Source organism: Actinoplanes sp. L3-i22, from assembly GCF_019704555.1.
GTDB lineage: Bacteria > Actinomycetota > Actinomycetes > Mycobacteriales > Micromonosporaceae > Actinoplanes.
Genome location: NZ_AP024745.1, coordinates 4,346,468 through 4,373,329 on the forward strand (window position 1 = coordinate 4,346,468; position 26,862 = coordinate 4,373,329).

The 26,862-nt window shown below is 69.9% G+C and carries 30 protein-coding genes; 27 read left to right on the forward strand and 3 right to left on the reverse strand.

Annotated features, from left to right (window positions below):
• Positions 1-13: 13 nt before the first annotated feature.
• The gene (locus L3i22_RS19150) at positions 14-616 is read right to left on the reverse strand and encodes a hypothetical protein (RefSeq protein ID WP_221328318.1); all 603 of its coding nucleotides are present in this window, start codon (positions 614-616) and stop codon (positions 14-16) included.
• A gap of 149 nt (positions 617-765) precedes the next feature.
• Between L3i22_RS19150 and L3i22_RS19155 the strand changes: the two genes are divergently transcribed.
• A complete protein-coding gene (locus tag L3i22_RS19155) occupies positions 766-1,488 on the forward strand; it encodes a hypothetical protein (protein ID WP_221328319.1) in 723 nt (240 codons plus the stop codon).
• A gap of 121 nt (positions 1,489-1,609) precedes the next feature.
• A complete protein-coding gene (locus L3i22_RS19160) occupies positions 1,610-2,137 on the forward strand; it encodes a hypothetical protein (protein WP_221328320.1) in 528 nt (175 codons plus the stop codon).
• Between the two features lie 227 nt (positions 2,138-2,364).
• Here L3i22_RS19160 and L3i22_RS19165 read toward each other — a convergent pair whose 3' ends face one another.
• Positions 2,365-2,856: a hypothetical protein gene (locus L3i22_RS19165; RefSeq protein WP_221328321.1), complete on the reverse strand. Its 492-nt coding sequence runs from the start codon at positions 2,854-2,856 to the stop codon at positions 2,365-2,367.
• Between the two features lie 208 nt (positions 2,857-3,064).
• Between L3i22_RS19165 and L3i22_RS19170 the strand changes: the two genes are divergently transcribed.
• From L3i22_RS19170 to L3i22_RS19255, 18 genes are all read left to right on the forward strand, one after another.
• Positions 3,065-3,373 (forward strand): hypothetical protein, encoded by a 309-nt coding sequence (locus L3i22_RS19170; protein ID WP_221328322.1) that lies wholly within the window; start codon positions 3,065-3,067, stop codon positions 3,371-3,373.
• Positions 3,373-6,078, forward strand: a complete 2,706-nt coding sequence (locus tag L3i22_RS19175; RefSeq protein ID WP_255658393.1) for a DUF4132 domain-containing protein — start codon at positions 3,373-3,375, stop codon at positions 6,076-6,078. Before L3i22_RS19170 ends, L3i22_RS19175 begins: the two co-directional genes overlap by 1 nt.
• Before the next feature lie 33 nt (positions 6,079-6,111).
• A complete protein-coding gene (locus tag L3i22_RS19180) occupies positions 6,112-6,837 on the forward strand; it encodes a peptidylprolyl isomerase (RefSeq protein ID WP_221328323.1) in 726 nt (241 codons plus the stop codon).
• A 126-nt stretch (positions 6,838-6,963) separates the two neighbouring features.
• Entirely contained in the window at positions 6,964-7,407 is a 444-nt protein-coding gene (locus L3i22_RS19185) for a hypothetical protein (protein ID WP_221328324.1), read from the forward strand.
• Complete coding sequence (locus L3i22_RS19190) at positions 7,398-8,348, forward strand: hypothetical protein (RefSeq protein WP_221328325.1); 951 nt, start codon at positions 7,398-7,400, stop codon at positions 8,346-8,348. The genes L3i22_RS19185 and L3i22_RS19190 overlap by 10 nt, the downstream gene beginning before the upstream one ends.
• On the forward strand, positions 8,345-9,295 hold the full coding sequence (locus tag L3i22_RS19195) for an AAA family ATPase (protein WP_221328326.1): 951 nt from the start codon (positions 8,345-8,347) through the stop codon (positions 9,293-9,295). Before L3i22_RS19190 ends, L3i22_RS19195 begins: the two co-directional genes overlap by 4 nt.
• Positions 9,296-9,303: 8 nt before the next feature.
• Positions 9,304-10,989 carry a hypothetical protein gene (locus tag L3i22_RS19200; protein ID WP_221328327.1) on the forward strand — a complete coding sequence of 562 codons (1,686 nt, stop codon included), beginning with the start codon at positions 9,304-9,306 and terminating at the stop codon, positions 10,987-10,989.
• Complete coding sequence (locus L3i22_RS19205; protein WP_221328328.1) at positions 10,986-12,215, forward strand: CHAT domain-containing protein; 1,230 nt, start codon at positions 10,986-10,988, stop codon at positions 12,213-12,215. The genes L3i22_RS19200 and L3i22_RS19205 overlap by 4 nt, the downstream gene beginning before the upstream one ends.
• Positions 12,212-14,659 (forward strand): hypothetical protein, encoded by a 2,448-nt coding sequence (locus L3i22_RS19210; protein ID WP_221328329.1) that lies wholly within the window; start codon positions 12,212-12,214, stop codon positions 14,657-14,659. Before L3i22_RS19205 ends, L3i22_RS19210 begins: the two co-directional genes overlap by 4 nt.
• Positions 14,656-14,943, forward strand: coding sequence for a hypothetical protein (locus L3i22_RS19215; protein ID WP_221328330.1), 288 nt, complete (start codon positions 14,656-14,658; stop codon positions 14,941-14,943). Before L3i22_RS19210 ends, L3i22_RS19215 begins: the two co-directional genes overlap by 4 nt.
• Before the next feature lie 69 nt (positions 14,944-15,012).
• A complete protein-coding gene (locus L3i22_RS19220) occupies positions 15,013-15,552 on the forward strand; it encodes a transcriptional regulator (protein ID WP_221328331.1) in 540 nt (179 codons plus the stop codon).
• Positions 15,549-16,829, forward strand: coding sequence for an MFS transporter (locus tag L3i22_RS19225; protein ID WP_221328332.1), 1,281 nt, complete (start codon positions 15,549-15,551; stop codon positions 16,827-16,829). Before L3i22_RS19220 ends, L3i22_RS19225 begins: the two co-directional genes overlap by 4 nt.
• 38 nt (positions 16,830-16,867) lie before the next feature.
• Complete coding sequence (locus tag L3i22_RS19230) at positions 16,868-17,770, forward strand: class III extradiol ring-cleavage dioxygenase (protein ID WP_255658395.1); 903 nt, start codon at positions 16,868-16,870, stop codon at positions 17,768-17,770.
• Positions 17,771-17,856: 86 nt separating this feature from the next.
• On the forward strand, positions 17,857-19,284 hold the full coding sequence (locus L3i22_RS19235) for a glycoside hydrolase family 76 protein (RefSeq protein ID WP_221328333.1): 1,428 nt from the start codon (positions 17,857-17,859) through the stop codon (positions 19,282-19,284).
• Positions 19,285-19,404: 120 nt separating this feature from the next.
• Complete coding sequence (locus L3i22_RS19240; RefSeq protein ID WP_221328334.1) at positions 19,405-20,085, forward strand: SMI1/KNR4 family protein; 681 nt, start codon at positions 19,405-19,407, stop codon at positions 20,083-20,085.
• Between the two features lie 349 nt (positions 20,086-20,434).
• Entirely contained in the window at positions 20,435-20,998 is a 564-nt protein-coding gene (locus L3i22_RS19245; protein ID WP_221328335.1) for a hypothetical protein, read from the forward strand.
• 88 nt (positions 20,999-21,086) lie between these two features.
• Positions 21,087-21,470 carry a hypothetical protein gene (locus L3i22_RS19250; RefSeq protein WP_221328336.1) on the forward strand — a complete coding sequence of 128 codons (384 nt, stop codon included), beginning with the start codon at positions 21,087-21,089 and terminating at the stop codon, positions 21,468-21,470.
• Between the two features lie 7 nt (positions 21,471-21,477).
• A complete protein-coding gene (locus L3i22_RS19255) occupies positions 21,478-21,714 on the forward strand; it encodes a hypothetical protein (RefSeq protein WP_221328337.1) in 237 nt (78 codons plus the stop codon).
• Positions 21,715-21,876: 162 nt separating this feature from the next.
• Here L3i22_RS19255 and L3i22_RS19260 read toward each other — a convergent pair whose 3' ends face one another.
• Complete coding sequence (locus L3i22_RS19260) at positions 21,877-22,473, reverse strand: TetR/AcrR family transcriptional regulator (protein ID WP_221328338.1); 597 nt, start codon at positions 22,471-22,473, stop codon at positions 21,877-21,879.
• Positions 22,474-22,572: 99 nt separating this feature from the next.
• On the opposite strand from L3i22_RS19260, the gene L3i22_RS19265 reads away from it, so the two are divergent.
• The 7 genes from L3i22_RS19265 to L3i22_RS19295 all read left to right on the forward strand — a co-directional run bounded on the left by L3i22_RS19265 (position 22,573) and on the right by L3i22_RS19295 (position 26,847).
• A complete protein-coding gene (locus L3i22_RS19265) occupies positions 22,573-23,541 on the forward strand; it encodes an alpha/beta hydrolase (protein WP_221328339.1) in 969 nt (322 codons plus the stop codon).
• A 258-nt stretch (positions 23,542-23,799) separates the two neighbouring features.
• Positions 23,800-24,549: a PolC-type DNA polymerase III gene (locus tag L3i22_RS19270; protein ID WP_221328340.1), complete on the forward strand. Its 750-nt coding sequence runs from the start codon at positions 23,800-23,802 to the stop codon at positions 24,547-24,549.
• Positions 24,550-24,583: 34 nt separating this feature from the next.
• On the forward strand, positions 24,584-25,057 hold the full coding sequence (locus tag L3i22_RS19275) for an NUDIX domain-containing protein (RefSeq protein ID WP_221328341.1): 474 nt from the start codon (positions 24,584-24,586) through the stop codon (positions 25,055-25,057).
• Positions 25,058-25,084: 27 nt separating this feature from the next.
• The gene (locus L3i22_RS19280; RefSeq protein ID WP_221328342.1) at positions 25,085-25,234 is read left to right on the forward strand and encodes a hypothetical protein; all 150 of its coding nucleotides are present in this window, start codon (positions 25,085-25,087) and stop codon (positions 25,232-25,234) included.
• Positions 25,235-25,290: 56 nt separating this feature from the next.
• The gene (locus L3i22_RS19285) at positions 25,291-25,953 is read left to right on the forward strand and encodes a DUF402 domain-containing protein (RefSeq protein WP_221328343.1); all 663 of its coding nucleotides are present in this window, start codon (positions 25,291-25,293) and stop codon (positions 25,951-25,953) included.
• A complete protein-coding gene (locus L3i22_RS19290; protein ID WP_221328344.1) occupies positions 25,950-26,246 on the forward strand; it encodes a hypothetical protein in 297 nt (98 codons plus the stop codon). The genes L3i22_RS19285 and L3i22_RS19290 overlap by 4 nt, the downstream gene beginning before the upstream one ends.
• Before the next feature lie 25 nt (positions 26,247-26,271).
• Positions 26,272-26,847 (forward strand): AAA family ATPase, encoded by a 576-nt coding sequence (locus tag L3i22_RS19295; RefSeq protein ID WP_221328345.1) that lies wholly within the window; start codon positions 26,272-26,274, stop codon positions 26,845-26,847.
• Positions 26,848-26,862: the final 15 nt, after the last annotated feature.

The window sequence follows — 26,862 nt, forward strand, 5'->3', positions numbered from 1 at the left end:
TCATGCCAACCGATCACTTTTGGTGATCGGCGACATCCAGGTCGACGAGGAAGCCTCGGGCCTGCCACTGCTCTGTCGGCAGCTGGTCGCCGGCCAGCCGGAAGTACTTCTCGGGGCTGAGGATCTGCATCGTGCCGGGCTCAGGTTCCCAGTCGTCCGGGACCGTCTCCTCGAATGACGGATCGTCGCGCAGGTGGGTGGGGCCGGCGTCGGGGACGTCGGTCAAGCGCACCGCCCCGGGCCGGCGGATCCACTCGCTGGTGCCGCGATCGTGCAGGTCATGGATGACCCGGACGCGCCGGACGATGCCCACCGCGGCAGGCAGCTCACCGATGATCCGCAGGAACGCGTCGAAGCCCAGGCATCCGTCGAGCGTGACCGCACCTGTCCGGTGATCGTCTTCCCGCACCGCGCGCAGGTCGCCGGCCTCGATGAGTTGCGCCCAGGGCTGCCCGTCGGCGGCGAGCAACGTGCTGGCCCGCACGGCGACCTGGCGCAGCACCAGCTCGTCGGGAAGATCCGGGTCGTCGAGCCATCTCAGACGGGTCGAGACGCGTTCGCCCACGGACCATGCGGTGTCGCGGGGAGTGGAGTCGAGCAGAACCGGCCAGAGCATCCCCGCATCGTGTCACTCACCGTGATTGTCCTGGTGGCGAAGGGCCGGAATCGCGGGCGCAGGTTGCTGCGACCGGATGATCAAGGTCAGCCGATCGGCTCTTCGGGGCACACTTTCGGTACCACGCGTTCGAGGCGGGCTCAACTAGGGTGAAGCGCATCATGCGAGGCAATGAGTCAACCACCGTCAACCGAATCGACCTGCTCGTTCCCGCGCATCTGGTGGCCGGCCTGCGGATTCCCGCGCTGGCCATCACCGACGGCACGGCGGATCCGGACTGGGTCGAGGTGTCGTTGAGCCGATTGCGATACCGGCGGCAGCCGTCGCAGTTGGTTCCCATGGATTCGCGGTCGGCCGGCAGGGTTCGCCGGTACGCGCGGCTCGAGCCGTGGGCACTGGTGGCGCAGCTGGTGGGCCTGTCCGCGTGGTCGATCGTGGCTTTCGGTGACCTGTCCGGGGCCGCCCGTACGGTGACGCCCGCGCTGGCATGTGGCACCTGGCTGTTGTCGATGCTGGCGCTGCGGGGGCTACCTCGGGATCTGCCGTTTCGCACCCGCGACGGTGACCTGCGCATTCCCCAGGTGCCGATCGAGGTCGCCCACCAATGGGTCGGGCAGAACCCGGGCGTGATCGCCACCGCCGAACCGGCGCCGCGCCGGCATTCCCGGCGCTTCTACGCCCGCTGGGCCATCGGATTGCCGGTGGCGGCAGCCGTGCTGGCCGTGGTGCTGGCCAACGATCGGCGAGAAGACCCCATCCTGCTCTGGATGCTGCTGCCCGCGTTCCTGCTCACCGGCATCGTCATGCTGGTCAAGACGCTGCCGCTCGCCCGGCCCGGCGCCGTGCGGACGTGGCCACCCGGAGCCCTGTAAGCGCCTGGCCACGCTTGCGCGCGGACGGATTTGTCGCTCCACTCTGGAGCTGGTCGACCTCGGCATGGAGGGAGGGTGCTGTTACCGTCACTGCACCTTTCTCCCGACACCTTGGAATGTCATGGAATTCCACCGCGATACCGGCAAAGTGCTCCGCGTTGTCCTCCTGATCACCCTGCTCGGTGTTGCGCTGTTCGCTTCGCCGATGTTGCTGGATCTCATCGGCTTCGAGTTCACCCTCGGGCCGTGGATTGCCTACGCGATGGGCGCGATCTGCATCTTCTTCGGCGTGGCCCGGACCTATCAACTCGTCCGCTACCCGTTCCGGCTGGCGGTCGGTGAGGCCGGCCTGTCCATCCGCTGCGACGGCCTCAGCGCGGACATTCCGTGGGCAGCGTTGGAGGAGGTCACCGTCGAACGAGTCCACTTCGTCGGCCCATCGTCGGCCCCGCACCTGATCGTCTGGCCCGCGCCGGGCTCCGACCTCGGTTTCAAGGCCGGCTACCGCCGTAAGGGGGACGAGCGTCCCGGCAGATTGGTGATCCAGCTCAGTGAGCTCCGCGAGCCGCTTGCTCAGGTGGCCGCCGTGCTGCAGGCGTACGCAGGAGGTAGGTTCAGCGTCCGCGACCTGCCCGCGTCAGCCGCATGACCGGCCAGGGTGGACGAGGCGGCATCGGTGAAGAAGCCGCCGAGTAGGCGTTGAACGTGAGCCGGTCGGCGATCGCCTTGCAGAGGCGGGTATCGGTGCGAGTGCGATGCCATTCCGATGACCGCATAGAGCCAGAAGAAGTTCGGCTGCTCGGGCCGGAAATACCTCTTCACCTCAAGCGACATTCATGCCGGTCGTCGTCGGCAGCCCATATCTTTCAGGTGCAGCTACAGATCTTCGGGGAATCTGAGAGGAGCGAGAGTTTCGTTGTCGCGCAATGCGGGCGAGTGAGAGACCAGTACCCGGTACGCCTCAGTTGCGAACAAGCGCAGCGCCGCGATCACTTCGTCCTTGTCGGCGGTGGCCGATAGTGGCAAAACCGATGACGAGACGCTCACCTGGTCGCCGGCCGGGCGAAATTCGATAACCTCTGGGTTCTCCGTGAAGCCGAGACCGCCAGGCAGGCCGCTCTCAAGACGTCGCGCGGTACCTGCCGCCCCCAGCGCCATGTTGACAAAGGTCGCCGATCCTTCGGGGGTCATGAAGGCCACGCCGGAAACGATCAGTTCGACGTGAACCAGAAATAGCTTGTAGTGCAAATCGATATCGCTGGCGGGCGCGACATCGAATTGGCGAGCCGACGGCCAGCTCTCCACCAGCGGCGGGTCAGACTGCGGGACAGTGAACCTGAAGATCACCAACTTGACGATCACATCCATTTCGGAAACGCGGTGGTGAGCTTGCCGTATTTGACGATGGCAGTCCGGGTAATCGCCTCATCGCCACCGCCGACATCGTGATGGTGGCCAAGATCCTGCCGCCCGCGCGAGCCGGCACCGTGCGGACGTGGCCACCCGGAGCACTGTAGGCGCCTGGCCGCACTTGCTGCCGGCCGGTCTTGTCGTACGGCCCTGCTAGGTTCCGTCGATGCCGATCATTGCGATCTCGGATGAGACGACGACAGGGCCGAAGACGCCGGCCTGGGCTATGGAGATCCTTGAGGAGAGGGTTCGGCTCGATGAGCTGATTCGGCGGCGGATATTTCAGGAGGTCGCTGAGTCCGGCACCGGGGCTGATCCGCAGGAGCGGACCAGGACGACGCTTGCCGCGTTCGGTCGTAATGCCTTTGTGGTGCTGGTTGACGACCGGCAGGTGACCGAACTGGACGAGGAGGTTCACCTGCGTGCGGGGTCGCGGGTCACCTTTCTCAAGCTTGTGCCGCTGGTGGGTGGCTGATGGCGGTCTTCGACCCGGAGGCGATGATGCGGCTGGTCGCCGGCAGCATCGCCGTCATGCAGGAACGGCGCCGCTGGGAGTATCACGCCTCCGACAGTGAGCTGCGGCAGTTCGCCGAGCACGTGGCCATGGTGTGCGGCTGGGCGCCGACCGGCGTGGGCGAGCGGCTGCTGGACGAGCTGGGCGAGACCGAGCCGGACGTGACCGAGCCGGGCGAGACCGGGCTGGACCAGGGCGGGGCGTATCCGCTGATGCCGGTGCAGCGTGAGGTGCTGCCCGAGGCGCAGCGGCTGGCGCGTCAGCTGCTGGACGCGGTGGCGGTGCTGGAGGGCGACGACGCCGACCATGACCAGCGGGTGGCCGCGGCGCAGACCGCGGTCGGGCACCTGAGCACCGGGCTGCTCGGCAGCGCCTACTATCCGGAGGACCGGCAGTGGTGGGCCGCCGCGGACGGCATGCACGTGCGGGCCCGGCAGATTCTGCGGGCGCAGCCTGCCGACGTACGGCAAACGCTTTTTGATCTTTGGACGGCGACCGACGGGCCCGGCTATCCCGGTGGTGGTTCGCTGGCCCGGCTGGTCGGCGGGCTGCTGGAGGCCGGTGGGGTGGACGGCCGGGGCTGGTTGGATCGGCTCGGTGACTTCTTCTATCTCAACTGTGGTGACTGGACCGGTGACCTGCTCAGGGCCGAGGATGCCGCCGGGCGGCCGCATCCGTGGGCGCTGGCCACCTGGCGCCGGGTGCAGATCGAGAGTTGGAACGCCGACACCGGTGCGACGCTGTGGCCGGTGCCGAGCCCGGGGGAGCCGTGGGCGGACCGGGCGATCGCGCAGATCGAGGCGATGCCGGGGGAGCGGCGGGCCGCCTGGCACGCGCTGCTGACCCACTGCGTGCCCGACAAGGATCAGGCGCGGCCGTCGGCGGCCTGGCGCAAGCAGGCCGGGCCGCTGCTGGCCGCGGTCGGCGCCGTCGAGTTCGCCGAGCGGCTCGACGGCTGGCTGGAGCTGGTCGGCGCGCCGCGCAGCCGGCCGGCGCAGGTGGTCACGGACTATTCGAGCTTCAGGTTCGCCGCGGGGGAGCCGCGGATGCCGGATCGCTACAACGTGCGGCTGGTGTCCGGGCTGCTGTGGGTGCGCGGCATGTGCCCGCCGTCGGAGCAGGCCGTGCGGCAGCTGGGGCAGATCGCCGAGCGGGCCACCCGCAAGATCTCCGGGCACGGTCCGGCCAGTCCGAAACTGGCCAATGCGGCGGTGGCCGCGCTGGCCGATACCGATCATCCGGCCGCGGTGGCGCAGCTGGCCCGGCTGGCGTCGCGGCTGACGTACAAGAGCACGTTGCGGCTGGTGGAGAAGGGGCTCGACGCGCGGGCTGGCGCGCTGGGCATCGCCCGCGAGGACGTCGAGGAGATGGCGCTGCCCGGGTTCGGGCTGCCGCTGGCCGACAAGCTCGGCGACTGCGCGTTCGAGGTCGAGATTCACGGTACGGATGCGGTCGTGAGCTGGCGTAATGCGGTTGGTAAGCCGGTCAAGGCCGTACCGTCGCAGGTTCGTGCCGATCATCGCGAGGAGTTCAAGGAGCTCACGGCGGCGGTCAAGGACATCGGCGCCACGCTGATCGCCACCCGCGACCGGCTCGACGGGCTGCTGCGCCGCGACCGGCAGTGGCCGGCCGATCAGTGGCGCGAGCGGTTGCTGGATCATCCGTTGGCGCGCACCCTGGCGCGCCGGCTGATCTGGACGGTCGACGGTGTCGCCTGCTGCTGGGCCGCGGACACCCTGCGTACCGTCAATGATCAGATTTTAAAGATCAACGACGATGCGACGGTACGTCTTTGGCACCCGGCCGGCGAGGACCCGGAGACGGTTGCCGCCTGGCGGGCCTTCCTGGTCCGGCACCAGATCACGCAGCCGTTCAAGCAGGCGCACCGCGAGCAGTACCTGCTCACCGACGCGGAGCGGGCCACCGGCACGTATTCGAACCGGTTCGCCGCGCACGTGGTCCAGCAGCACCGGCTCAACGCGCTGCTGTCGCGGCGCGGCTGGTCGCATCAGCAGTGGCGCAACGACGCGTACTCGCGGGAACCACCGCGGCTGGCCCTGCCCGAGCACGGGTTGCGGGCCGAGCTGAGCATCGCTGGGATCGACGAGCGTGACGACATGGTGTTCGACACGATGGCCACCGACCAGCTGCGGTTTCTTTCCCAGGACGGCACACCGCTCGCGTTGGAGCAGGTCCCGGCGGTCGTGCTCAGCGAGGTGATGCGCGACGTGGACCTGTTCGTCGCGGTCGCCGGGGTCGGCAGCGATCCGAACTGGTTCGACGGCGGGCCGCACGGGCGTTACCGCGAGTACTGGGCGCGGACCAGTTTCGGCGAGCTCACCCCGCCCGGCGAGACCCGGCGGGAGGTGCTGGCCGGGCTGATCCCGCGGCTGGCGATCGCCGGGCGGTGCACGCTCACCGACCGGTTCCTCGAGGTCCGCGGTGACCTGCACACCTATCGGATCCACTACGGGTCGGGCAACATCCTGATCGCGCCCGAAGGCCGGTATCTGTGCATCATCCCGGCGTCGGCGAAGCGGGCGGCCGAGCCGGAGCTGTTCCTGCCGTTCGAGGGCGACAGCCGGCTCTCCGAGATCATCAGCAAGGCGTTGCTGCTGGCCGCGGACCAGAAGATCAAGGATCCGGTGATCCTGCACCAACTCTGAGGCGGCGTCCGATAGATTGGCGTCAGTCGATCTATGGAGGACAGTGTGGTCCCGTTTCGCCGAGCTCTGACGGTTGTCGTCGCCGCCGTGGTCGCGCTGGTCGTTGTCAGCGCGCCCGCGGCCGCGCACGGCCCGACCGCCGGGCCCTGTTCGTACACGCCGACGCCGGACGAGCCCGCCGCCCGTCCGGTGCCGTTGCCGCGCGACCCGCGGCACACCCCCGATCGGGGCACCGTGACCGTGCTGCTGCGCACCAACCTGGGGGACATCCCGCTGGTGCTGGACCGGGCGGCGGCGCCGTGCACGGTGCAGAGCTTCGTGCACCTGACGCGGCACCGGTTCTACGACCGGACGATCTGTCACCGGCTCACGGCGTACCCGACCTTGAAGGTCTTGCAGTGCGGCGACCCGAGCGGTACCGGCGAGGGTGGGCCGGGCTACCGCTACCGCGACGAACTGCCGACGAACCTGCCGCCGGCGCCGACCGATCCGACCGGGGTGCGCCGGCTTTACGCGCGCGGGGTGCTGGCGATGGCCAACGCGGGCCCGGACACCAACGGCAGTCAATTCTTTCTGGTGTACGGCGATTCGGCGCTGCGCCCCAACTACTCGATCTTCGGGCAGGTGACGGCGCGCGGCCTGCGCACGCTGGACCGGGTCGCGGCCGGCGGCATCGAGGCGACCGCTGATGATCCGGCTCCGGTGGACGGGGCGCCGGCGCTGCGCACCGAGATCCGCAAGGCGACCGTCCGGCACTGATCGGCGGGGCGCTGCAGGAGTGGGTCCGCCCCGGCGGACTCACTCGTCCGGGCGGTGGATTGCCAGGCACCGCCCGGACGGCCTTATATGGTCGCAGTCAGCGTCCGATTCCGAGAGGTGTCCTACGTGGCAAGTCCGCAAGGGATCGAGCGGCTGCGGGTGAAGTACGGGGAGCTGTTCGATCCCGACGCGCCGGCCACCGACCACTGGATCGAGATCGATCCGGCGAAGCCGCCCAGCATTCCGTCGCTGGCTGCCAAGATCGCTGCCGAGCTGGACGGGTCCGGGGCAGCCGCGGTCGAGGTGCGGGTGGCCGGGACGGCGCTGGGCGCCGGCACCCGGGCAACTCTGGACGCCCTCGACGGCACGGCGGCGGGGGAGAGCACCCCGGTGGGCAGTGGCGATCGGGCCTCGCTGGCCGGCGAGTCCACCCAGTTCCGGGCGTTGCGCTATGTCTGTCGCACGCCCGGGTGCGGCGGGGAGGCGTTCCGGTCCTTCCACGACCCGCGGTTCGTGCCGGCCTGCGGGCAGACCGGTCACCAGGCGATGGAGTTGCGCGGATGGATCTGAGCTCGGTGAGCAGCCCCCTCGACGGGCTGCGGTCGGGACGCTTCCTGACCGTCGGCTACCTGCCGGCGGCCGCGTCGGCGATCTTCCTGCTGGTGCTCGTGTGGTCGGGAGCGCCGCTGTGGCTGCGCCACGGCGACCACCTGTCCTTCACCGCCGCCTGGAAGGTCGCCAAGGATCTCGGCGCGGGCGAGATCGTGCTGCTCACCGTGGTCGTGACCCTGATCGCGGTGGTCCTGGTGCCGCTGCAACTGGCGATGATGCGGGTGCTCGAGGGCGGCTGGCCGGTCGCGCTCGGCTCGGGGCTCGGCCGCCGGTGCCAGGTGGCACGCAAACGGCGGCTGGCCGCGAAGGCGGTGCTGCCGCAGGAACGCGGCGAGCTCACCGACGATGTGGTGCAGAAGGCCGGACGCCACGGGGCCCGGCTGCGCCGGCGGTACCCGCTGCCCGAGCATCTGATGCGGGCGACCGCGCTGGGCAACGCGCTGGCGGCGATGGAGGACACCGCCGGGCGTGACTACGGGCTGGACGCGGTTGTCGCCTGGCCGCGGCTCTACCCGTTGCTGGGCGACAAGGTCCGGCTGGTCGTCGATGACCGGCGCGATGTGCTCGACGGTGCCGGCCGGATGGCGGTCACCGCCGCCCTCACCACGGTTGCCGCCCTGGGGCTGCTCTGGGGCGCGGGCTGGTGGCCGTTGCTGGCGATCGTGCCCGCGGTGCTCGCGGCCGTGTCCTACACCGGGGCGGTCGCGGCTGCCGTCGCGTACGGGGAAGCCGTCGGTTCGGCCTTTGATCTGCACCGTTTCGATCTGCTCAAGGCGCTCAAGCTGCGCCTGCCGAAGAGCCCGGAGGCGGAGCGTCTGCAGAACGAGGCGTTGTGCGCGATGTGGCGCCAGGGTGTTCCGATGGAACAGAACTACGAGCAGGACAGGGCGGCGCCATGACGGCCGAGGACGTCCCGATTCTTCCGTACGCGATGGTGGTCGGCCAGGACGAGCTGAAACGGGCACTGGAGATCGCGTACGTGGTCCCGGAGGTCAAGGGTGTGCTGGCGACCGGCCAGCGCGGCACCGCCAAGTCGACGACCGTGCGGGCGTTCGCCAAGATGGTGCTCAAGGCACTGCCGGTGACGCTGCCGATCGGTGCCACCGACGACCGGGTGCTCGGTGGCTGGAACGTCGAGGAGCTGCTCAAGGGCGGTTCCGGCACGCGGGACGGCCTGTTGCTCCAGGCGCAGAAGACCGGCCAGGGGCTGCTCTACATCGACGAGGTGAACCTGCTCGACGACTACCTCGTCAACATCATCCTGGACGCGGCCGCGGGCGAGGTGCTGCCGATCGAGCGCGAGGGCATCGACGAACCCAACGTGCCGGTCAAGATCACGCTGATCGGCACGATGAACCCGGAGGAGGGCAATCTGCGCCCCCAGCTGCTCGACCGGTTCGGACTGGTCGCGACGATCACCGGGGACGACAGCGCCAAGGCGCGCCTGCAGATCCTGCGTAACGTGCTGGCCTTCGACGCCGAACGCGAAGGCCACGCCTCGGCCGAGATCCAGGCGGCCCGGCAGGCCGACACGATCCTCGGCACGAAACTCGAGGACGCTCGCGAGACGGCCAAGGGCCTGGTCTGCTCGGACCACATCCTGAAACTGTGCGCCCAGATCGCCTGGACGTTCCGGACCGCCGGGCACCGCGGCGAACTCTGCATCGCCAACGCGGCCCGGGCGGCCGCAGCGATCGACGGCGACACGCGGGTGCGACCCGGGCACGTCCTGGCGGTGACGCCGATGGCCCTGGTGCACCGGCGGGCCTCCGCCGACACCGGCGGGATCCTGCCGTGGACCGACGAGGACGCCGCGACGCTGGCCGCGCTCGTCACCGAATTTTAGTGGTCTCGATGACCTCCGCGGCCCAGCGGCGCATCGCGACGTTGCTGCGGTGCGTCGCGATCGACCACCGGATCGGCCCGCTGCTCGTTCTCGACGCCCCGCCAGGCCTGCTCGCCGCGATGGCGCGCGCGCTCACCACCCTGATGTCCGTCTCCGGCGCCCCGCGGCCGGAGACCGTCGTGGCCGGGTCCTGGCTGGGTGAGGACGACCTCTGGGTACGGCTACGGCTGGCCGACGGGCAGTTCCGGATGGCGCCCGGCATCCTGGTCGAGCCGGGCACCGCGCCGATCGTGCTGGTGCCCGAGCTCAGCCGGGCCGGGACCGCGGTCACCCGGGCGGCGGTCACCCTGCTCGGCGCCGAGGTCGCCACCGTCGAACGGCACGGGCACAGCGGCACCTGGCAGCCACGGGCCCGTTGGCTGGCCGGCGCCGACCGCTCCGCTCTGGCCGGTCTGTCGCCGCACCTGCTGGACCGGTTCCCGATCCGGGTCGACGCCGCCGAAATCATCGCCGGCGACCTGGTCGTCGCGCCGATCGAGCCGCTGACCGGGGACTGGCCGCAGGTCACCGAGGACGCGCTGGCCGAGGTGCTGCGCACGGTCGGTCGCGGCGCGCGGCTCGGCCTCGCGCTGGCCCGGACGGCACGTGCGCTGGCCCGGTTGTCGCATGCCGCCGCGACGACGGCCACCCATGTCCGGGCGGCCGCGGAGATCATGGGCCTGGTCACTCTCGCTTCGACGGCCGAGGCGCAACCCGAGACCGAAGCATCCGAGCCCGGCGAGGGTGTCGCCGCCGACCCGGTCGAGCAGGCACCCGCGGCCGCGCCACTGGTCGAGGTCCAGGAGTCCGACGAGCCCGCCACCGTCGAGGCGGTCGTCGCGGCCGGGCTCTACCCCGAGGCTTCCCCGGGCGCGCTGCCCGAGATCACCCCGCTGCGCAATCCCTGGGCGGGCACGACCCTGCGGCGCGAGTTGCGCGGCGCCAAGATCGGCACCGAGCGGGCCCGGTCGCGTTTCGACCTCGCCCCGGTGCCGACCCTGCTGGAGGCGGTCAAACATCGGCGGGTGCGCCCGCCCGCCGATCGTCTGGAGATCCGGCCCGAGGACTGGCGCCGGTACCGCCGCGGCTGGACCCCGGGCAAGCTGCTGGTCCTGGTGCTCGACCACAGCTGCCACCGCGGCTGGGACTGGACCCCGGCGCTCGCGCCCTACCTGCGGTGGGCCTACGCCGAACGGGCCGCGGTCAGCGTGGTCGACCTCGGCCACGACAAGGCCGCCGACTGGCTGCGGGCCGAGCGGTACCGGGCGAGCAGCGTGCGCGATTCCCGGGTCCTGCGATCGCTGCGGCACACCCCGGGCCGGGCCACCCCGCTGGCCTCCGGGATCGAGCTCGCCGCCCAGGAACTGCTGCGGCATCTGCGGCGCAGCCGGGTGTACACCGACCGGGCCTGGCTGGTCGTGGTCACCGACGGGCGCGGCAACGTCCCGCTGGAGGCCAGCGCGCGCGGCACGGTCGCGGGCCCGATCGCGCGGCAAGGCATCGACGACGCGCTCGCCGCCGCGGCGGCGATCCGGCCGCTCGCCGGCCTGCGGACCATCGTGGTCGCGCCCGAGGCCGGCGCGTACGCGATGCTGCCCTTCGACCTGGCCGACGCGCTCGGCGGGGTTGTGGTCGCCACCGGGGAGCCGCGATGAACCCCCAGGAACTGGCCGTGACGGTGCGGGGCGGGCGCTCCCCGGAACCGGCGTTTGCCGCGGCCGCCCGCCCGGCCCGGTTCGAGGCCGAGGACGCGCTCGCCTCCGCCGAGGTGCCGATCACCACGGCGCCGGCGCCGATCCCGGCCGCGGCCCCGGCCGGAACCGCGCTGCTGCGGGTGACCCGGGAGACCTACGAGGGGGAGGAGTGCTTCCATCTCGAACTGCAGTCCGACGCCGCATTGCGGATCTCGGTCACCGCGCAGGACCTGCGCAACCAGCGGCGGCCCCGGCTCGGCCTGGCCGGCATCGCCGCCGCCGGCACCTGGCGGCAGGGCCTGGACGCGCTGCACAGTTGGTCGGTCACCAAGGTCGCGCTGCGGCAGTGGCTGACCGCGCTCCGGCGACAGCACGGCCGCGGGCTGCGCCTGATCGTCTGGGACGAGACCGACTTCCAGATCCCCTGGGAGCTCTTCTTCCACGAGACCGACGACCCGGGTGATCACGGCTGGCTGGGCGCCGACGTCGAAGTGATCAGATGGACGACGGTGTTCACCGAGACGCCGATCGACTGGTCGAGCGGCGGCGCCACGGTCTGCGAAGGCCCGGTCCTGAGCTATGTCGAGAAGAGCTTCCCGGCGCTCGACACCCGGTTCGGTGCGCTCGTCCACGACAAGGCCGCCAGCATGGCCGACCTGCTGAGCAAGCTCGACGCACGCAACCAGCGCTTCGGGCTGGTACATCTGTGGGGCCACGGCACCGTCGGCACCGACGGCGCGCAGGCCACCCTCGGCGGACTTTCGATGGACCAGCTCGGCCGGCACCGGATGCGGGCGCTGCGCGCGGCCCGCACGCTGGTGCTGCTCAACGCGTGCAGCAGCGCGCTGCTGATGAACGACGACCGGTTCGGTGAGCGGGCGACGCGGACCTTCGCCGAGATCTTCCTGCGGCGCGGCGCCCGCGGCGTCATCGCCACCGCCGGCGAGGTCGGCAAACTCGACTCCCTCGAGTTCGTCGACCGGCTGCTGGAGGTCGCCCGGGACCGGTCGGTCAGCGTGCCGGCCGCGCTGCGCGACTACCGGGCCGCGCTCGTCGAAGAACTGCCCGCCGATCCGTCCACCGCCGATCCGGCCCTGCTCAAAGCATTCTTCTACGGCTTCATGTATCTCTACGTCGGCCATCTCGACACCGCTCTGTACATGCCGCCGCGCGAGGGTGCCCGATGAGTGTCGAATCCATCGCGCTGCAACCGCTGGTGGGCTGGCCGCGCCAGGTCGCGCCCGGCGGGCGCCATCTGGTCACCGTCGACCTGCGACCGGGCGATCCGCACGCCGACTGGCCGTACGAGGATGAGGAGTATCCGGTCGGGCTGATGCTCAGCGGCCAGATCGGGCTGACGGTGGAGAGCCTGGGCCAGAGCAGTGTGGTGCTGCACCGCTTCGGCGGGACCTATGGTCCGGCTCGATTCGTGGTGACCGTTGATGACGGCCTCGCCGACGGCACCGAGACGGCGCTGTGGCTGACGCTGATCAGTGCGGGCGGTGTCCCGTTCCATACCGCCCGGCTTGCGGTGACGGTGACCGGTGATCCGCCGGTCCGCCCGGTCGCCGATGTGCCGCCGGGGTCCGTACCTCAATCGTCTTTTGATCTTGAATTGCGACCGCCGGTTTCGATTGAGTCGGAGATCGGGTCGATGGTGGCGGTCACCGTCGACGGTCGTGCGACGCTGGCCCTGGGCTGCGAGGACGGCGTCGTGCGGCTCTGGACGCCCGGTGCGCCGATGCGCAAGCGGCGCATCGGCAGTGGGCCGGCCAAGGTCGCCGGCTTCCCCACCGGGAGCCGGACGCTGGTGGCGGTGGCCGCCGGTGACTCGGTGACGATTCTCGACCCGGCGACTGACAAGATCTTTGGGCAGGGGTTCTTCGGTGGCCCGGAGACCGCGGTGCCGACCGCAGCGACGTCGCTGCTCGTGGTGCCGGTCCAGGACCGCCTGATGATCGCGCTGGGCACCGCGGACGGGCGGGTGCAGCTGTTCGATCACCGTGGCAGCTCTCTGGTCCATGTCCGCGACATCGAGGTTCTCGACGGGCCGGTGCTGGCCATGTGCCTGGTCGAGGGCGACGGGCGACCAGTGCTGGTGGTGGGCGGGACGGACCCGGCCCTGAACGTGGTCGATGTCGTGCCCGGGCTGTCAGTTCGCCGGCTTGCGGTCGGGACGGCCAGGGTCAACCAGCTGACAACCTTCGGCGGCTCCGGGGGACCGCCCTCGATCGTCGCCGCCTGCGACGACGGGCTCCGGACCTGGGAACTGCCCGGCTACCAGCTCTCATATGAGTACAGCTATCGTCGCGCGGCCCGGGTCACGGCCGTCACCGATGTGCCACGCAGCGGGGTTGTCTGGGGCGACAGTGATGGGACTCTCGGCAACCTGATCGAGGCTGGACGTTACGCATTCCGGGGCAGTGCCGGTGCGGTGACCGCGCTGGCCGCGTTCGAGCGCGACGGCCGTCAGATGCTCGCCATCGCCCAGCGAGGACGCACGCTGTCTTTTCTGGATCTGACCGAGGTGGCACCGCCGCGGGCCGCGCCCAGGGACAGCGGCCCGCGCCGTGATTCGGGATCGGCCCGCGACGCGGTCGTCTTCATCCCCGGATTCATGGGCAGCGAACTCGTCGATATCGCGACCGGTGAATCGCTGTGGGGCACGTCTGATATGAGGTGGTATATCAGGGCGGCGGCCAGTGGTGCCGTGCTCGACCGTTTGCGTCCCACCGCGGAGGAGCTGGCGGGTCGTAACGAGCGGGTCCGGGCCAAAGGTCTGCTCCGGGCGCCCGGGTGGGCGCCGCTCTTCGGTGGCATCGAGCCCTACACCGCCCTGCTCAAGGCGATCGACCGGGCGGTCCCGCACCCTGACGCGGTGTTGACCTTCCCCTACGATTGGCGCCTTTCCGTCAAGCACAACGCCGGCCTGCTGGCCGAAGCGGCACAGCAGCACCTGGAGCAGTGGCGCCGGCACCACTTCGGTAGCCGGGAGGCTCGCCTGGTGCTGGTCGGCTCGAGCATGGGCGGACTCATCGCGCGGTACTTCACCGGTCTGCTGGGCGGAGCGGACTACACCCGCTTGACCATCGGCATCGGGGTTCCGTACCGGGGGACAGTGGCGGCGTTCGAGAATCTCGCGGGCCGAAGACCGACGATCCCGTTGCCGCGGGCCAGATTCGCCGCCCTGTTCCGGGCGATGCCCGGCACGTACGACCTGCTGCCGTTCTATCGCTGCGTGATCGAGGAGGGTGGTCTGCGGCGGATCACTCCTCGCCATGTCGCCGAGATCGGCGGGGATGCCGGCCTGGCCGCTGAGGCGATGGAGACCAACGAACGTCTCTGGACGGTCGCCACCGGCCGTACCTTCAGCATCGTCGGGATCGACCAGCCCACCTATCAGGGTCTCCAGGTGGAAGATGGGCAGCTGCGGGCGGTGCGGTTGCTGCCCGGGCTCGACAGTGATTTCGGCGGGGACGGAACGGTGCCGCGGTTCTCCGCCCTGCCGCCGGGGGGCGAGGCTCAGGCGCTCTATCTGTCGCAGTCGGCCAGCGGCCTGCTGAGAGATCAGGCGGTGCTGGACTCGGTGCGAGGCATCCTGGCCGGAACCGGCACGGGGAGTTCGCTGTGATGCAACGGCATGGCATCGGTGTCGATGCGCCCGAGGTCGTGACGGCCGGCCGGGAGTTCGCCGTGATCGTTCTCGGGGTTTCGAGCCCGGCCGAGATCGTGGTGCGCATCGTCGAGGTGGATTCCGGCCGCAGGTTCTTTGTCGCACCGGTTCGTCGGACCGGCGTCGCTGAGCTGACGGCCGGCGTGCGTCTCGACGCCCCCGGCCTGTTCCGGATCGAGGTCAGCGACGGTCGGTACCCAGTTGAGCGCCTGCTGCTGGTCGTTCCGGACGCCGAGGAGTGATCTCGCGCTGAGCTTGCGGGCATGGAAATACCCTTGCGCAATGGTCAAGAAACGTTGACCATTGAGCGCATGCCTGCCGATGAGCTTCCCGAGACGTTCCATGTCACCACCGACGAGCAGCTACGTGCCGTCTCCAACCTCACCCGCCACCGGATCATGGCGGTGCTGCGCTTCGAGCCCGCGACGATCACGCAGATCGCCGACCGGGTGGGCCTGGCGAAGGGAAGTTCGAGCTACCACGTGCGGCTGCTCGAACGCGCCGGCCTGGTGAAGGTGGTCCGCACGCGCAAGGTCCGCGGGGTCGTCGAGCGGTACTACGCGATGGCCGCGCGCTCCATCGAGCTGCCGGATCCGGGCGAGGGCGGCCCCGATGTGCTGATGCGGCACGCGGTGGCGGACCTGGAGGCCGCGCCGGCCGACGGCGAGCGGCACGTCCGGATGGCGCACCTGCGGCTGACCGAGGAGCAGTTCGCGCAGCTGGGTGCGCGGCTGGAGGCCCTGGCCGATGAGTACCGGCAGCTGTCCGATGCGTCGCTGCCGGACGTGTCCCTGGTCTTCGCGCTGTTCCGGCCGGCGCAGCCCGGCCGGGTCGAGGGGGACGCGAAATGACCACCGACGCTCGCACGTTGCCGACCGGGTTCGGCCGGCTGTGGACCGCGCAGACGATCTCTTCGCTCGGTGACGGGGTGACCCACGCCGCGCTGCCGCTGCTCGCGTTGACGCTGACCCGGGATCCGATGGGGCTGGCGGTGGTCACGGCCGCCGGGACGCTGCCGTGGCTGATGTTCGGGGTGCTCGGCGGTGCGCTGGTGGACCGCTGGGACCGGCGGCGCACGATGTGGGTCACCGACGCGGCGCGTGCCGTGCTGCTGGCGATACCGGCGGTCGCGGCCGGGCTCGACGTGCTGAGCATTCCGCTGCTCGCGGCCGTCGCCTTCCTGCTCGGCCTCGGTGGACTCTTCTTCGACACGGCCGCGTCGGCCTATCTGCCGGATCTGCTCGGGCGCGACCCCGCGCTGCTGGAGCGCGCCAACGCCCGCCTGCGCGGCGCCCAGACCGCCGCGTCCGGCTTCGTGGGGCCGCCGGCGGGCAGCGTCCTGCTCGCGCTCGGGCGGGCGGTGCCGCTGTTCGCCGACGCGATCTCGTTCGCGCTGTCCGCGCTGCTCGTGCGGTCGCTGCCGGCCGCGCCCAAGCCCGCAGCGCAGGCGCGGGAGTCGCTGCTGCGGCAGGCGCGGGCCGGCGCCTCGTACGTCTTCCGGGATCGGTTGCTGCTCGGGCTCGCGCTGCGCCCGGCGGTCGGGAACATCGCCTTCGTCGCGGTGGAGACCGTGCTCGCGCTGTTCGCGCACGACCGGCTCGGGCTGGCCACCTTCGGCTTCGGCCTGCTGCTGACGGCGGAGGCCACCGGTGGTCTGCTCGGCGCCGGCATCGCTTCGCTGCTCAGCCGGCGACTGGGCACCGGGACCGCGCTGACCTGCACGGCCGCGGTCGAGGGGCTGGCCATCCTCGGGCTGGCCGCCGCGCCGAATCCGTACGTCGCCGGGCTCGCGCTCGCCGTCTGCGGAGCGGGCATGGGCGCCACCATGGTGCTGGTGCCCTCCCTGCGGCAGGCGATCGTGCCCGCGCACCTGATGGGCCGGGTCACCTCCACCTCCCGGATGCTCGCCATGTGCGCCGCGCCGTTCGGCGCCTTCCTCGGTGGCTGGCTGGCCTCCGCGTTCGACGTGCGCACCCCGCTTTATGTCGCCGCCGGCCTGCTGCTGACCATGACGGCCGTCACGACGAGCATGACCAACAACCGCCGGGTCGAGGCGGCGCTGCGCGACGCTGCCTCGACCGACGACCGCGATGCCACCGGATCGCACCCGGGATTACTTGCAGCTTGAAGTGATTCGGTACTACCTTTCACTTAAGGCTTTAACTCATGACCGATCGCGAAGGTGCGCAGATGGCCCCGACGTCGCTTGACGAGATGTTCAATCCGGTACGTCCGGCCGGCGCCTACGACGCGCTGCTGGCCCGGGTGCTGCCGCAGGCGCGTGACCAGCGTCAGTGGGAGCCGGCCGACGGGGCGCTGCCCTCGCTGTTCGTCAGCCACGGCGCCCCGCCGACGCTCGACGACGCGCAGTGGCTCGACGAGCTGTTCGCCTGGGGCCAGTCGATGCCCAAGCCGCGGGGGATCGTGGTGGTCTCGGCGCACTGGGAGAACGCGCCGGCCGCGCTGTCCGGATCGGCGGCCGGTACCCCGCTCTACTACGACTTCGGCGGGTTCCACCCGCGGTACTACACGTTGCCGTACGCCAGCCCGGACGCCACCGACCTGGCCCACCGCATCGCCGGCACGATCGCGACCACCGGCCCGGTGCACCAGTTCGTCGACCGCGGCCTCGACCACGGCGCCTTCATCCCGCTGATGGCGATGTACCCGGCCGCCGACGTGCCCGTGGTGCAGCTGTCCATGCCCAGCCTCGAACCCGAGGCGCTGCTCGCGCTCGGCCGGCGCCTGCGCGGGCTGCGCGAGGAGGGCATCCTGGTGCTCGGCTCCGGCTTCATGACGCACAGCTTCGCCGTCATGCGCCGGCCGGCGCTGGCCGGGCACACCAAGGCCTTCGACGAGTGGGCGGTCGACGCGCTGGCCCGCGGTGACGTCGACGCGCTCGCCGACTACCGGGCCAAGGCGCCCGGCGCCGACGTCGCGCACCCGACCGCGGACCACTACGTGCCGCTGCTGCTCACCCTGGGTGCCGCCAACGATCCGGCCAGTGCGGTCTCGGCGATCGACCGTCAGTACTTCGGCAACTCCATCCGCTCGATCCGGGTGAATTGAGTCGTTAACACTCTTGACTGATTGACGTAACTCGATGTCGAATGTGACAACGTTGTCGTCGGTCGGGTCTTTCGTCGGGGGTGGGCATGATTTCTCGAGCTCTGGTGGCGGCCGTGCTCGCCGCCGGCGCGGTCGCGCCGGCCACCTCGGCGCAGGCTGCGCCGGCCGCGATCTGCAACCGCTACTGCGACGGGCGCGACGCGGGCGCCGCGCCGGCCGACCGGGTCGCGGTGGCCAGCAGCCTCTACGGGCGCACGTTCCGGCTGCACGTCAACGACACCGACGCGATGGCCTGGGCCACCATCGAGGGCGGCCAGGGCTCCGACGAGGTGTGGCTGGACCGGTCCTTCGACGGCGGCCGCACCTGGAGCGACAGCAAACTCGGCGACACCACGGTGCCGGCCGGCTCGACCGGCTGGCGCACCGGCCAGTACAACGTCGACGACTGGAACACCTCCGGCGTCGGCGCGCTGCGCGCCTGCGGCAAAGCCGGCGACCGCCCCGAGATCAGCTGCACCGCCTGGGCCCGCAGCACCTGGAACGCCTGGGACCGCCGGACCGCCGCGGCCACCGCGCTGATGATGCGCTTCGACCGCGGCACCGGCCTGTTCGACGGCAACGGCTGGTGGACCGGCGCGAACGCGCTCACCGCCGTCATCGACAACATCAAAAAAAGCGGAATGCACAGCTATCAGTACGTCGTTGCCGGCACCTACGACAAGAACGTCAACGCCCGGCAGGGACAGTTCCGCAACGAGTACCTCGACGACACCGGCTGGTGGGGGCTGGCGTGGGTGGCCGCCTATGACCTCACCGGGGACAGCCGGTATCTGAGCACCGCGCGGGCGGACGCGGACTACATGTACAGCTACTGGGATGCGACCTGTGGCGGCGGGGTGTGGTGGAAGACCGACCGCAAGAACAAGAATGCCATCGAGAACAGTTTGTACATCCAGCTCAACGCGATGATCAGTCAGCGGGTCGCGGGGGACAGTGTGTATCGGGGGCGGGCTCAGCAGGCGTGGACGTGGTTCCAGGGCACCGGGATGCTGAACGGGTCGAGCCTGGTCAACGACGGGGTCAACCTGAGCACCTGTAAGAACAACGGGGACGTGACCTGGACGTACAATCAAGGGGCTTTGATCAATGCCTTGGTGCAGCTGAACAAGGTGACCGGGGATGCGAACGCGTTGAGCACCGCGCGGCGTGTCGGCGATGCGATGACTGCCAGCGGTTACCTGTCGCCGGGTGGGATTCTGCGGGAGCCGAACGAGCCGGATGGTTGCAGTGGGGACGGGGCGTCGTTCAAGGGGGCGGCGATTCGGGGGCTCGGGGTGCTGAACGCGGCGGTCGGCGGGGCCTACAACGGCTATCTGACGCGTAACGCGGACAGTGCCTACGGGCGGGATCGCGACAGTCTGGACATGTATGGGTCGCACTGGGCCGGGCCGTTCGCCGGGACCAACCACAGTTGCCAGCACAGCGCGCTCGACCTGCTCAACGCCGCCCCCTGAACCCGGGCGGCGGTGCCTGCGGATCAGAGGACGATTTCTGGATCAGGGTGTGTTCCAGCTCGAACCCGGGTGGCGGGCCGAGCAGGTGGCGCTCGACAAGAGCATCCAGGGGAAGAACCTATGCCCGACATCGACGACGCCGCCCTCGCGGCCACCCTGCCGTTCAGCTCGATCGGCGCGCTGCCGGGCGACGCTGTGCCGGTGGCGTGGACGGCGATCGCGGCCGCCGACGGTCCCACCGAACGGGTCGCGGTGGCCCGGCGAGCGTGGCCGGCCGGCTGGCTGGAACAGATCCCGCAGTTCGCGGAGGTACTGAACACCCGGCTCGTCGACGTGCGCCTCGTGTCGGCGAACGACGTGCCCGCACTGATGTACGTGATCGACCACTCCCGCGCCGATCGGGTGGTCACCTGGCTCGGCTACGAACCCGCAGCCTTCGGCGAGCCGCCCCAGTTCTGGAACTCGTTCCCGGAGCCGCTGCAGGACTTCCTGCGGCACACGCATGCCGGGTTCGTCTCACACGACAACTACTCGTTCGGCCTGTTCCGGCCCAGCGAGATGGTGACCATGGCGGAAACCGCCGGCAGCCCCGACGGCATCGACTTCTGGGACGAGATCCAGCCCTACCCGTCCACCCGGCTGCTGCAGATTGCCGCCAACGGCCCAGGCACGATGTATTGCGTGTGCCCGGACGTTCCCGTGGGCGAACTGGTCCTCGCCGACGAGGCGGAGGCAGAGGTGCTCGAACTCGGCCCAGCCCTCGATGACCTGATGATGGCCCGCTTCAGTCTCACAAGCTGACGAATCCGCGATCGAAAGCGGGACGACGGTGGTGAAGCCGACACACCTGCCCCGTTCACCGGGACGGCCTCCGGGTCGGCGTTGACGCTTACGTTCAGCGGGCCGTTCGGATCTCAGACGTCGCTGTCAGGAACCCTCACCGACGACAACATGTCGATCACGGTGCCGCAATCCGACGGGACGATGTCAGGTGTGACCCGGCAACCCTCGACCGTCGATCACTTCAACGACCTCGTCGCTGAACTGCAAACTTCGGCGCAGAATACCGCCGATACGCAAGCATCCGAAAAAAGCAGCCCGGGACGCCACCGCGGCGGCCGTAGCCGCTTCCGGGAAAGTCGCCGAGGACATGGAAGCGCTCCAGGCGGCGGTCACCACCGTTCCGGACCTGAAGGGGCTCGGCACTGCCCTGAACGACGCCGGCGCCTATCTCGGCAAGGCATGTAAGGACATAGCCGCCGCCGGAGCTCAGAGCGACACGATTGCACGGTGCGAAATGGTGATAGCGGCTGCCGATAATTCGACAGCAGTTCACGATGCCGCGTTCGAGCTGCAGGGAACCGCCGGCGAAATCGACGCGGCGGCCGTCGCCGTCCCCGACGCGCTCAGCGTCCTCGACGACGATTTGGCCGCGTATCGCGCAACGCAGGTCCAGGCGCCGGACTACACCGATGGCGGGGACCCGAACGACGCCGCGATCAACGAGCTGCGAACCCGGGCCCAGAAACTCGCCACGTCATGGAAATCGCAGGCGGGCCTCGCGCGGAAGAAGATGGACAAGCCGGCGTGCGCCTGCCCATCCGGGCGGCCGCACACCGGGCGAGCGCTTTATATCAGTGTGGCCGCTCACCGCGTCAGCTTCACATCGGTGCCGACCTACTCCTCGATGCGGCCAGTTCCTCACGCGGGGTAGCGCAGAGTGTTCGAGATAGGACACTCTGTCTCTCTTCGTCAACCGGGGGTGTGAAGGCGTGGCAAGAAGCTCGGCCGAGAAGCAGCGTATGGACGGATTCGCGCTCGTGCTGTTCGGCCTACCGGCAGTAGTCGAACCCGCCCTGGTGGCGGTCGCAGCGACCGCATTCCCGGAGATCGCCGACGCGTCACCGTACGGGCGCACAGGCACCCTCGTCATCGGCTTGCTGGCCGCGACCGTGTCCGCCGTCGGAGTGATCCTGGCCTGGCGTGGCATTTCCGGTACGCCCCGAGCCGCTACCGCAGTCCTGCTCGGCGTCGCTGCCGGGCTGGTGGGGCTACTCGCGTTCACGCTTCTGCTCGGCGGCGGGATGCTGCTCATCTTCGCCATCCTCCTGATCCACGGCACGTTCTCGATCTGCGTGATCGCCCGCGAGGTTCTCCGGTCGGCGCCGACAGCGGAAGGGAGATGAGGGCCCGATGCGGCCTGAAGCCATCCACCGCATACATGAGTACGCCGAAAGTGTCGGGAAGTTGGCGAGCGAGCCGGCTGCGGAGACCCCGCAGCACACGGAGCGAACCGACGCGACCGGCCGGGTGATCGTCGTGCTCGCCGGCGATGGGCTGCCGACGGAGATCCGCGTGCGCGACGACTGGCCGCAGGACGCCACGGCCGACCCGTACGACGACGCCGCCGACTCCGGATCAGAAGGTTAGCGGTTCGAGTCCCTTCGGGCGTACTTATGTGAAAGGCCGTGACCTGCGGAAACAAGGGTCCCGGCCGTTTTCGTTCCCCTTTCCGACCGGTCAAATCCCGAGTCTTGGGGCTGGCCTCCAGGCGCCGTTAGGGTGTTCTCCCCGACCCGGCGCGGCCTTTCGTCACAGCCCGTTGCGGAGTGCGGCGAAGAGTCGCTGAAGGCGAGCGCGATGGTCCTCGGCCGTCGTGGGCTGCCCTGCGATGCAGCGTCGCGCGTTTTCGGTCAGCACTGTGGCGTAGCCGGCCACGAAGAATGCGGCGAGCAGGACGCTGTCGCCTTGGAAGCGTGGATCACGGTCGAGCTCCTCGGCCAGAACCTGCTGAAGTTCAGCGGCAAGCTCCCGGGCTCGCGCGATGAGGGGTGCGGAAGCGGCCACGGTGCGGAAGAACGGGGCGGATCTGTCGTCCAGCCCTGACAGGCCGTGCCGGTCATCGGCGAGCCGGAACGCCAGGTCGTGCAGCGACGCCAGCACGTCGAAGTCGGCTGGACGCTCGCGAACGGCGGATCGCAGCAACTGCACGGCATCGTCGACTCGATCGAGGAGCAGGTCTTCCTTGCGGGGAAAGTGCTTGAACACGGTCACGCTCGAGACGCCCGCTTCGCGCGCCACGTCGGCGACCGTGACGGCATCGAATCCCCGGTCCAGGAACAACCGAGTCGCGACCTCGGAAATTCGAGCGCGTGTCAACGGCCCGCCCCGTGTGTCCGTGCGTGCCATGCGACTCCCTCCGTGGATCAGCCGATCCTAGCTGGGTTGTGTCACTAAGTTTAGTCAGTTAGTGTAGGGTATCCGTCACCGACCAGGAGGAGACCTGGAATGCCTGACCTCATGTCGCGCCCACCTTTCGATCCCGAGTTGGGAGCCGTCCTGGCCGTGTTGCAACAGCGGGGGTCCTTCACCCTGACGACCGAGATGCTTCCGCGGATGCGGCAGCTGGAGATCACGGAGCAAGAACTCGACGAGCGTCTGCGCAGCCGAGGGCTGGAGCGCCGTACCGTGACCGTTCCCGGTCACCAGGGGGACCCCATCGATCTTGCGATCATCCAGCGCGCGGGACGCACCGGTCCGGCGGCATGCTTCTACACCGTGCACGGCGGGGGCATGATGTTCGGCCACTACCTCGGCAACCTCGATTCGTACGACGACTGGCTGCTGACCCACGACGTGGTTCTGGTGAGCGTCGACTACCGCCTCGCGCCGGAGCACCCCGACCCCTATCCCGTCGAGGACTGCTATGCCGGACTGGTGTGGACGGCGGCACACGCGGACAGCCTCGGCATCGATCCGGCCCGCGTCGTCCTGGTCGGCCAGAGCGCCGGCGGTGGCCTCGCCGCGGGAACCGCCCTGCTGGCCCGGGACCGCCAAGGCCCCCGCCTGTTCGGGCAGATCCTCATCTCCCCGATGCTCGACGACAGTGACTCCACCGTCTCGACCCGGCAGATCGACGGAGTCGGCGTCGCGGACCGCGCCATGACCAGGTTCGGGTGGAACGCCTACCTCGGCGAGCGGCGTGGCGGGGACGACGTCACCAGCTACGCGGCACCAGCGCGGGCGACCGACCTCACGGGCCTCCCCGCTACCTACATCGACTGCGGCAGCGCCGAAGTGTTCCGGGACGAGACGGTGGCCTATGCCAGCCGACTCTGGGAAGCCGGCGTCAATGCCGAACTCCACGTCTGGCCGGGCGCCTTCCACGGCTTCACCAGCATGGCGCCGCAGGCGGCGCTCTCCCGGACCGCCATCGCGGCCCTGACGGATTGGACCAACCGGCTCCTCGCCGCGTGAAGATTCACGCGAGCGCAGGGAAATGTCCACTGAAGCGCTTCCGCCCTCGCGGAGAGCAGCCGCCGCCCTGACCCGGCGCCGGCCCGCCGGCGGTCTCGTCTTTCATTCCGATCGCGGCGTCCAAGATGCTCCGCACATGCACGCTGCGTACTCACCGGCCGGTCCAATGCCCGCAGCGACTTTAGGTAACCGGGGGCCTCACGATGCAACGCGTAGCCCTCGTCAATCACCACCCAATCGGTGGAACCTCGGGCACGAATGTCCCGCTCAGAGCAAAAACGTCGAGGCAGTGCCGCTGAGCTGACAGACGTAACCGACACCGGGCAGATACCTTCCGGAGGTGACCTCAAAGGACCGTCCATGCCCTCCGTAACTGACGATCTGGAACTACAGAAGGTAACGTTTATCCTGATCGATTTTGAGGGCACTACGCCGAAGAATCACCCGGCGGAGCCGATCGAAGTAGGCGCCGTGATGCTGCGCCCGGCTGGCGCGGTTCTGGCGGAGGTCGGCCGATTCACGGCGCTGATGCGCCCGCCCGCACACGCGCCGGTCACCGCCCGGCAGGTTGGGATCACCGCGGCGATGGTCGCCGACCGGCCGCCCGCCGGCGTCGTGCTCGCCGAACTCGACTCCGGTCTGCGTGAGCCGCCGTACGTGGCGGTCGCCCATCACGCCTCGACCGAGGCGAACATCCTCGCTCGGTACGCCGCCGCCTGCCCCGTTCTGGCGGCGGCGCCGATGCTGTGCACCCGGCGGCTGGCCCAGCACACCTACCCCGGGCTGACGTCGTACAACCTGGACGCGCTGCTGGCCCACACGCGCATCCCGGTGCCGGCTGACCGGCACCGGGCGTTGCCCGACGCACTGGTCACCGCCGCGCTGCTGCAGCGGCTACTCACCGACGGCGCAGCCCGGCACGGGTGGTCCCGGCTGAGTCAGCTCACGCAACTGGCTGGCCGGCCAGCATCCGGCGGTGCCGATACCACCCAAGACGCCCTGTTCTGAGCACGCCTGCCCGTACCCGCCAGGAGGAGACAACTTGAGCACCCCGCACCAACCCGAACAGACTGGCTCGCCCCAGCACCCCGTGGACGTCTTCCTGCTACTGCTCGACGGTGAGCAGGTGCTGCTCGCCTTGCGCGAGGGCACGGGATACGCCGACGGGCAGTGGAACGCGCCGTCCGGCAAACTCGAGCTCGGTGAGACCGCCGTTGCCGGGATCCGCCGCGAGGCTGCCGAGGAAGTCGGCGTGCGCCTTGACGGCGACGAGCCATACCTCGCCGCCACCGTGCACCATCGCAACCGTGACGGGCAGGGCCGGATCGGCCTGGTCTTCACCGCCGTTTTCGATGCCGGCCGGCACGGCGAACCGATCAACGCCGAACCGCACAAGTGCGCGAAAGTCGGATGGTTTCCGCTCGCCGAACTTCCGGCCGAGACAGATCGGTACACCCGAGCCTGCATCACCGCCTGGCGCACCCGCACCCCGCTGTACCTGAGCGGATGGCAATAGCGACTACCGCAACCGGCTGGCGCGACCATGACGACGGTGCCGGGCGCCGCCGACCTGGTTCCCAACACGAGCACCGACTGCCCCGGCTGGGATCTACGCGTCGCGCTGCCCGGCGTCGTCCCGGCGCCGCGGGCCGCTGTCGGGCAGCCCCGTGCTGCCCGGCCGGAGCCGGCATGACCCCGGAAGAACTCGCCAGCCGACAGGCCGCCCGCACCCGCCCGAACGGAGACACGATGAGCCCGCCGCCATTCGCCGCCGGCACGACAGTGGTACGCCGAGACGTCCTCAACAAACGTGTCTTCAGTGCGGTGGCGCACCGCGTCATCGGCGACGACGGTGAGCACCTCACCCTGGCCTCCTGGCCCGGCACCATCACCTACGCGCTCACCACCTGGATCGCCTGGCTCGGCACCGGCGACGACACGACTCGTAAACAAAGCATTCCCGACCTGGCCTGCGGCCGGTGGGACCTCGGCGAGTGGACCTGGCGCGACACCGCGGTACTGACCTGGGTCGGACTCGACGCCGACTTCAACGTGCAGCGCTACCTGCCGATCACCGGCGGCACCGACCATTGGAAGATCAACTTCGAGCGGCCGGTCACCCGGACCACCCTCGGCATCGACACGTGCGACCTGCTGCTGGACCTCATCGTCGAGCCGGACACGATGCGGTGGCGGTGGAAGGACGAGGACGAGTACGCCCAGGCCAGGCGCCTCGGCATGATCACCGACGCTGACCACCGCCGGGTGGACCAGGCCCGGCAACGGGCCGTCGCCTTCGTCGGAAACCGCTCCGGTCCCCTCGCGCAGGACTGGTCCAGCTGGCAGGTGCCCGCCGACTGGGCGCTGCCCGTTCTGCCGCTGCACGCGTTGAACCAAGGAGAACGCGGATGAGCATCACCGCTGAGAACTCAACGCCAGCCGCACTACGCGCCCGGCTCACCGCCGCACTGGTCGAGAAGGCCTGGATCAACACGCCGGCGGTGCGGGCCGCGTTCGAGGCCGTACCCCGGCACCTGTTCGTGCCGGACACCGTGGCGCCGGCTGCCGCGTTGATCACCGCCTGGGACCGTGACTACCGTGACGGCCCGACCCCGGAGATCACCGTGCACCCCACCGGCACCCCGCTGCCCGGCGCGGGCGGGCTCCAGCTCCTGGTTCCCGCCGGCACACCACCATCGCCGTGACCTGGCCCAACCCGGAGAACCGGCGATGACCTCGACCGAGCACCATGACGCGCCTCGATTGGTGATCATTCGGGGCAACAGCGGAAGCGGCAAGAGTACGGCCGCGGCGCAGGTCCGCAAGAGGTACGGGAGAGGTGCCGCCCTTATTGGGCAGGACTATGTGAGAAGAGTGCTCTTACGAGAGCACGGTGGAAGCAGCATGGACCCGGTCGCGCCCCAGTTCATCGCGACGATGGCCCAAGCCGCGCTCGACGCCGGCTACCACGTCGTTCTGGAAGGCATCCTCGACGGCCGCGGCCACGGCGATATCCTGCGCCGTCTCATCGCGCACCATCAGGGCCCGTCCGCGGTCTTCTACCTCCAGGTCAGCTTCGACGAAACCGTGCGCCGTCACGCCCAGCGCGCCGAGCCGATCGAGGTCACCGCCGAGCAGATGCGCGATTGGTACATCGACCGGGATCTCCTGGGTGTTCCCGGCGAACGGGTGATCGGAGAATCAGCGTCGTTCGAGAAGGTCGTCTCCACGATCCTGCACGACAGCGGCCTCGCCGGCGCTGTGCCGCTGACCCCGTGCCCCACCCGCTGCCCACGATGCGCGTAGAAAGCCGCCGCCGCC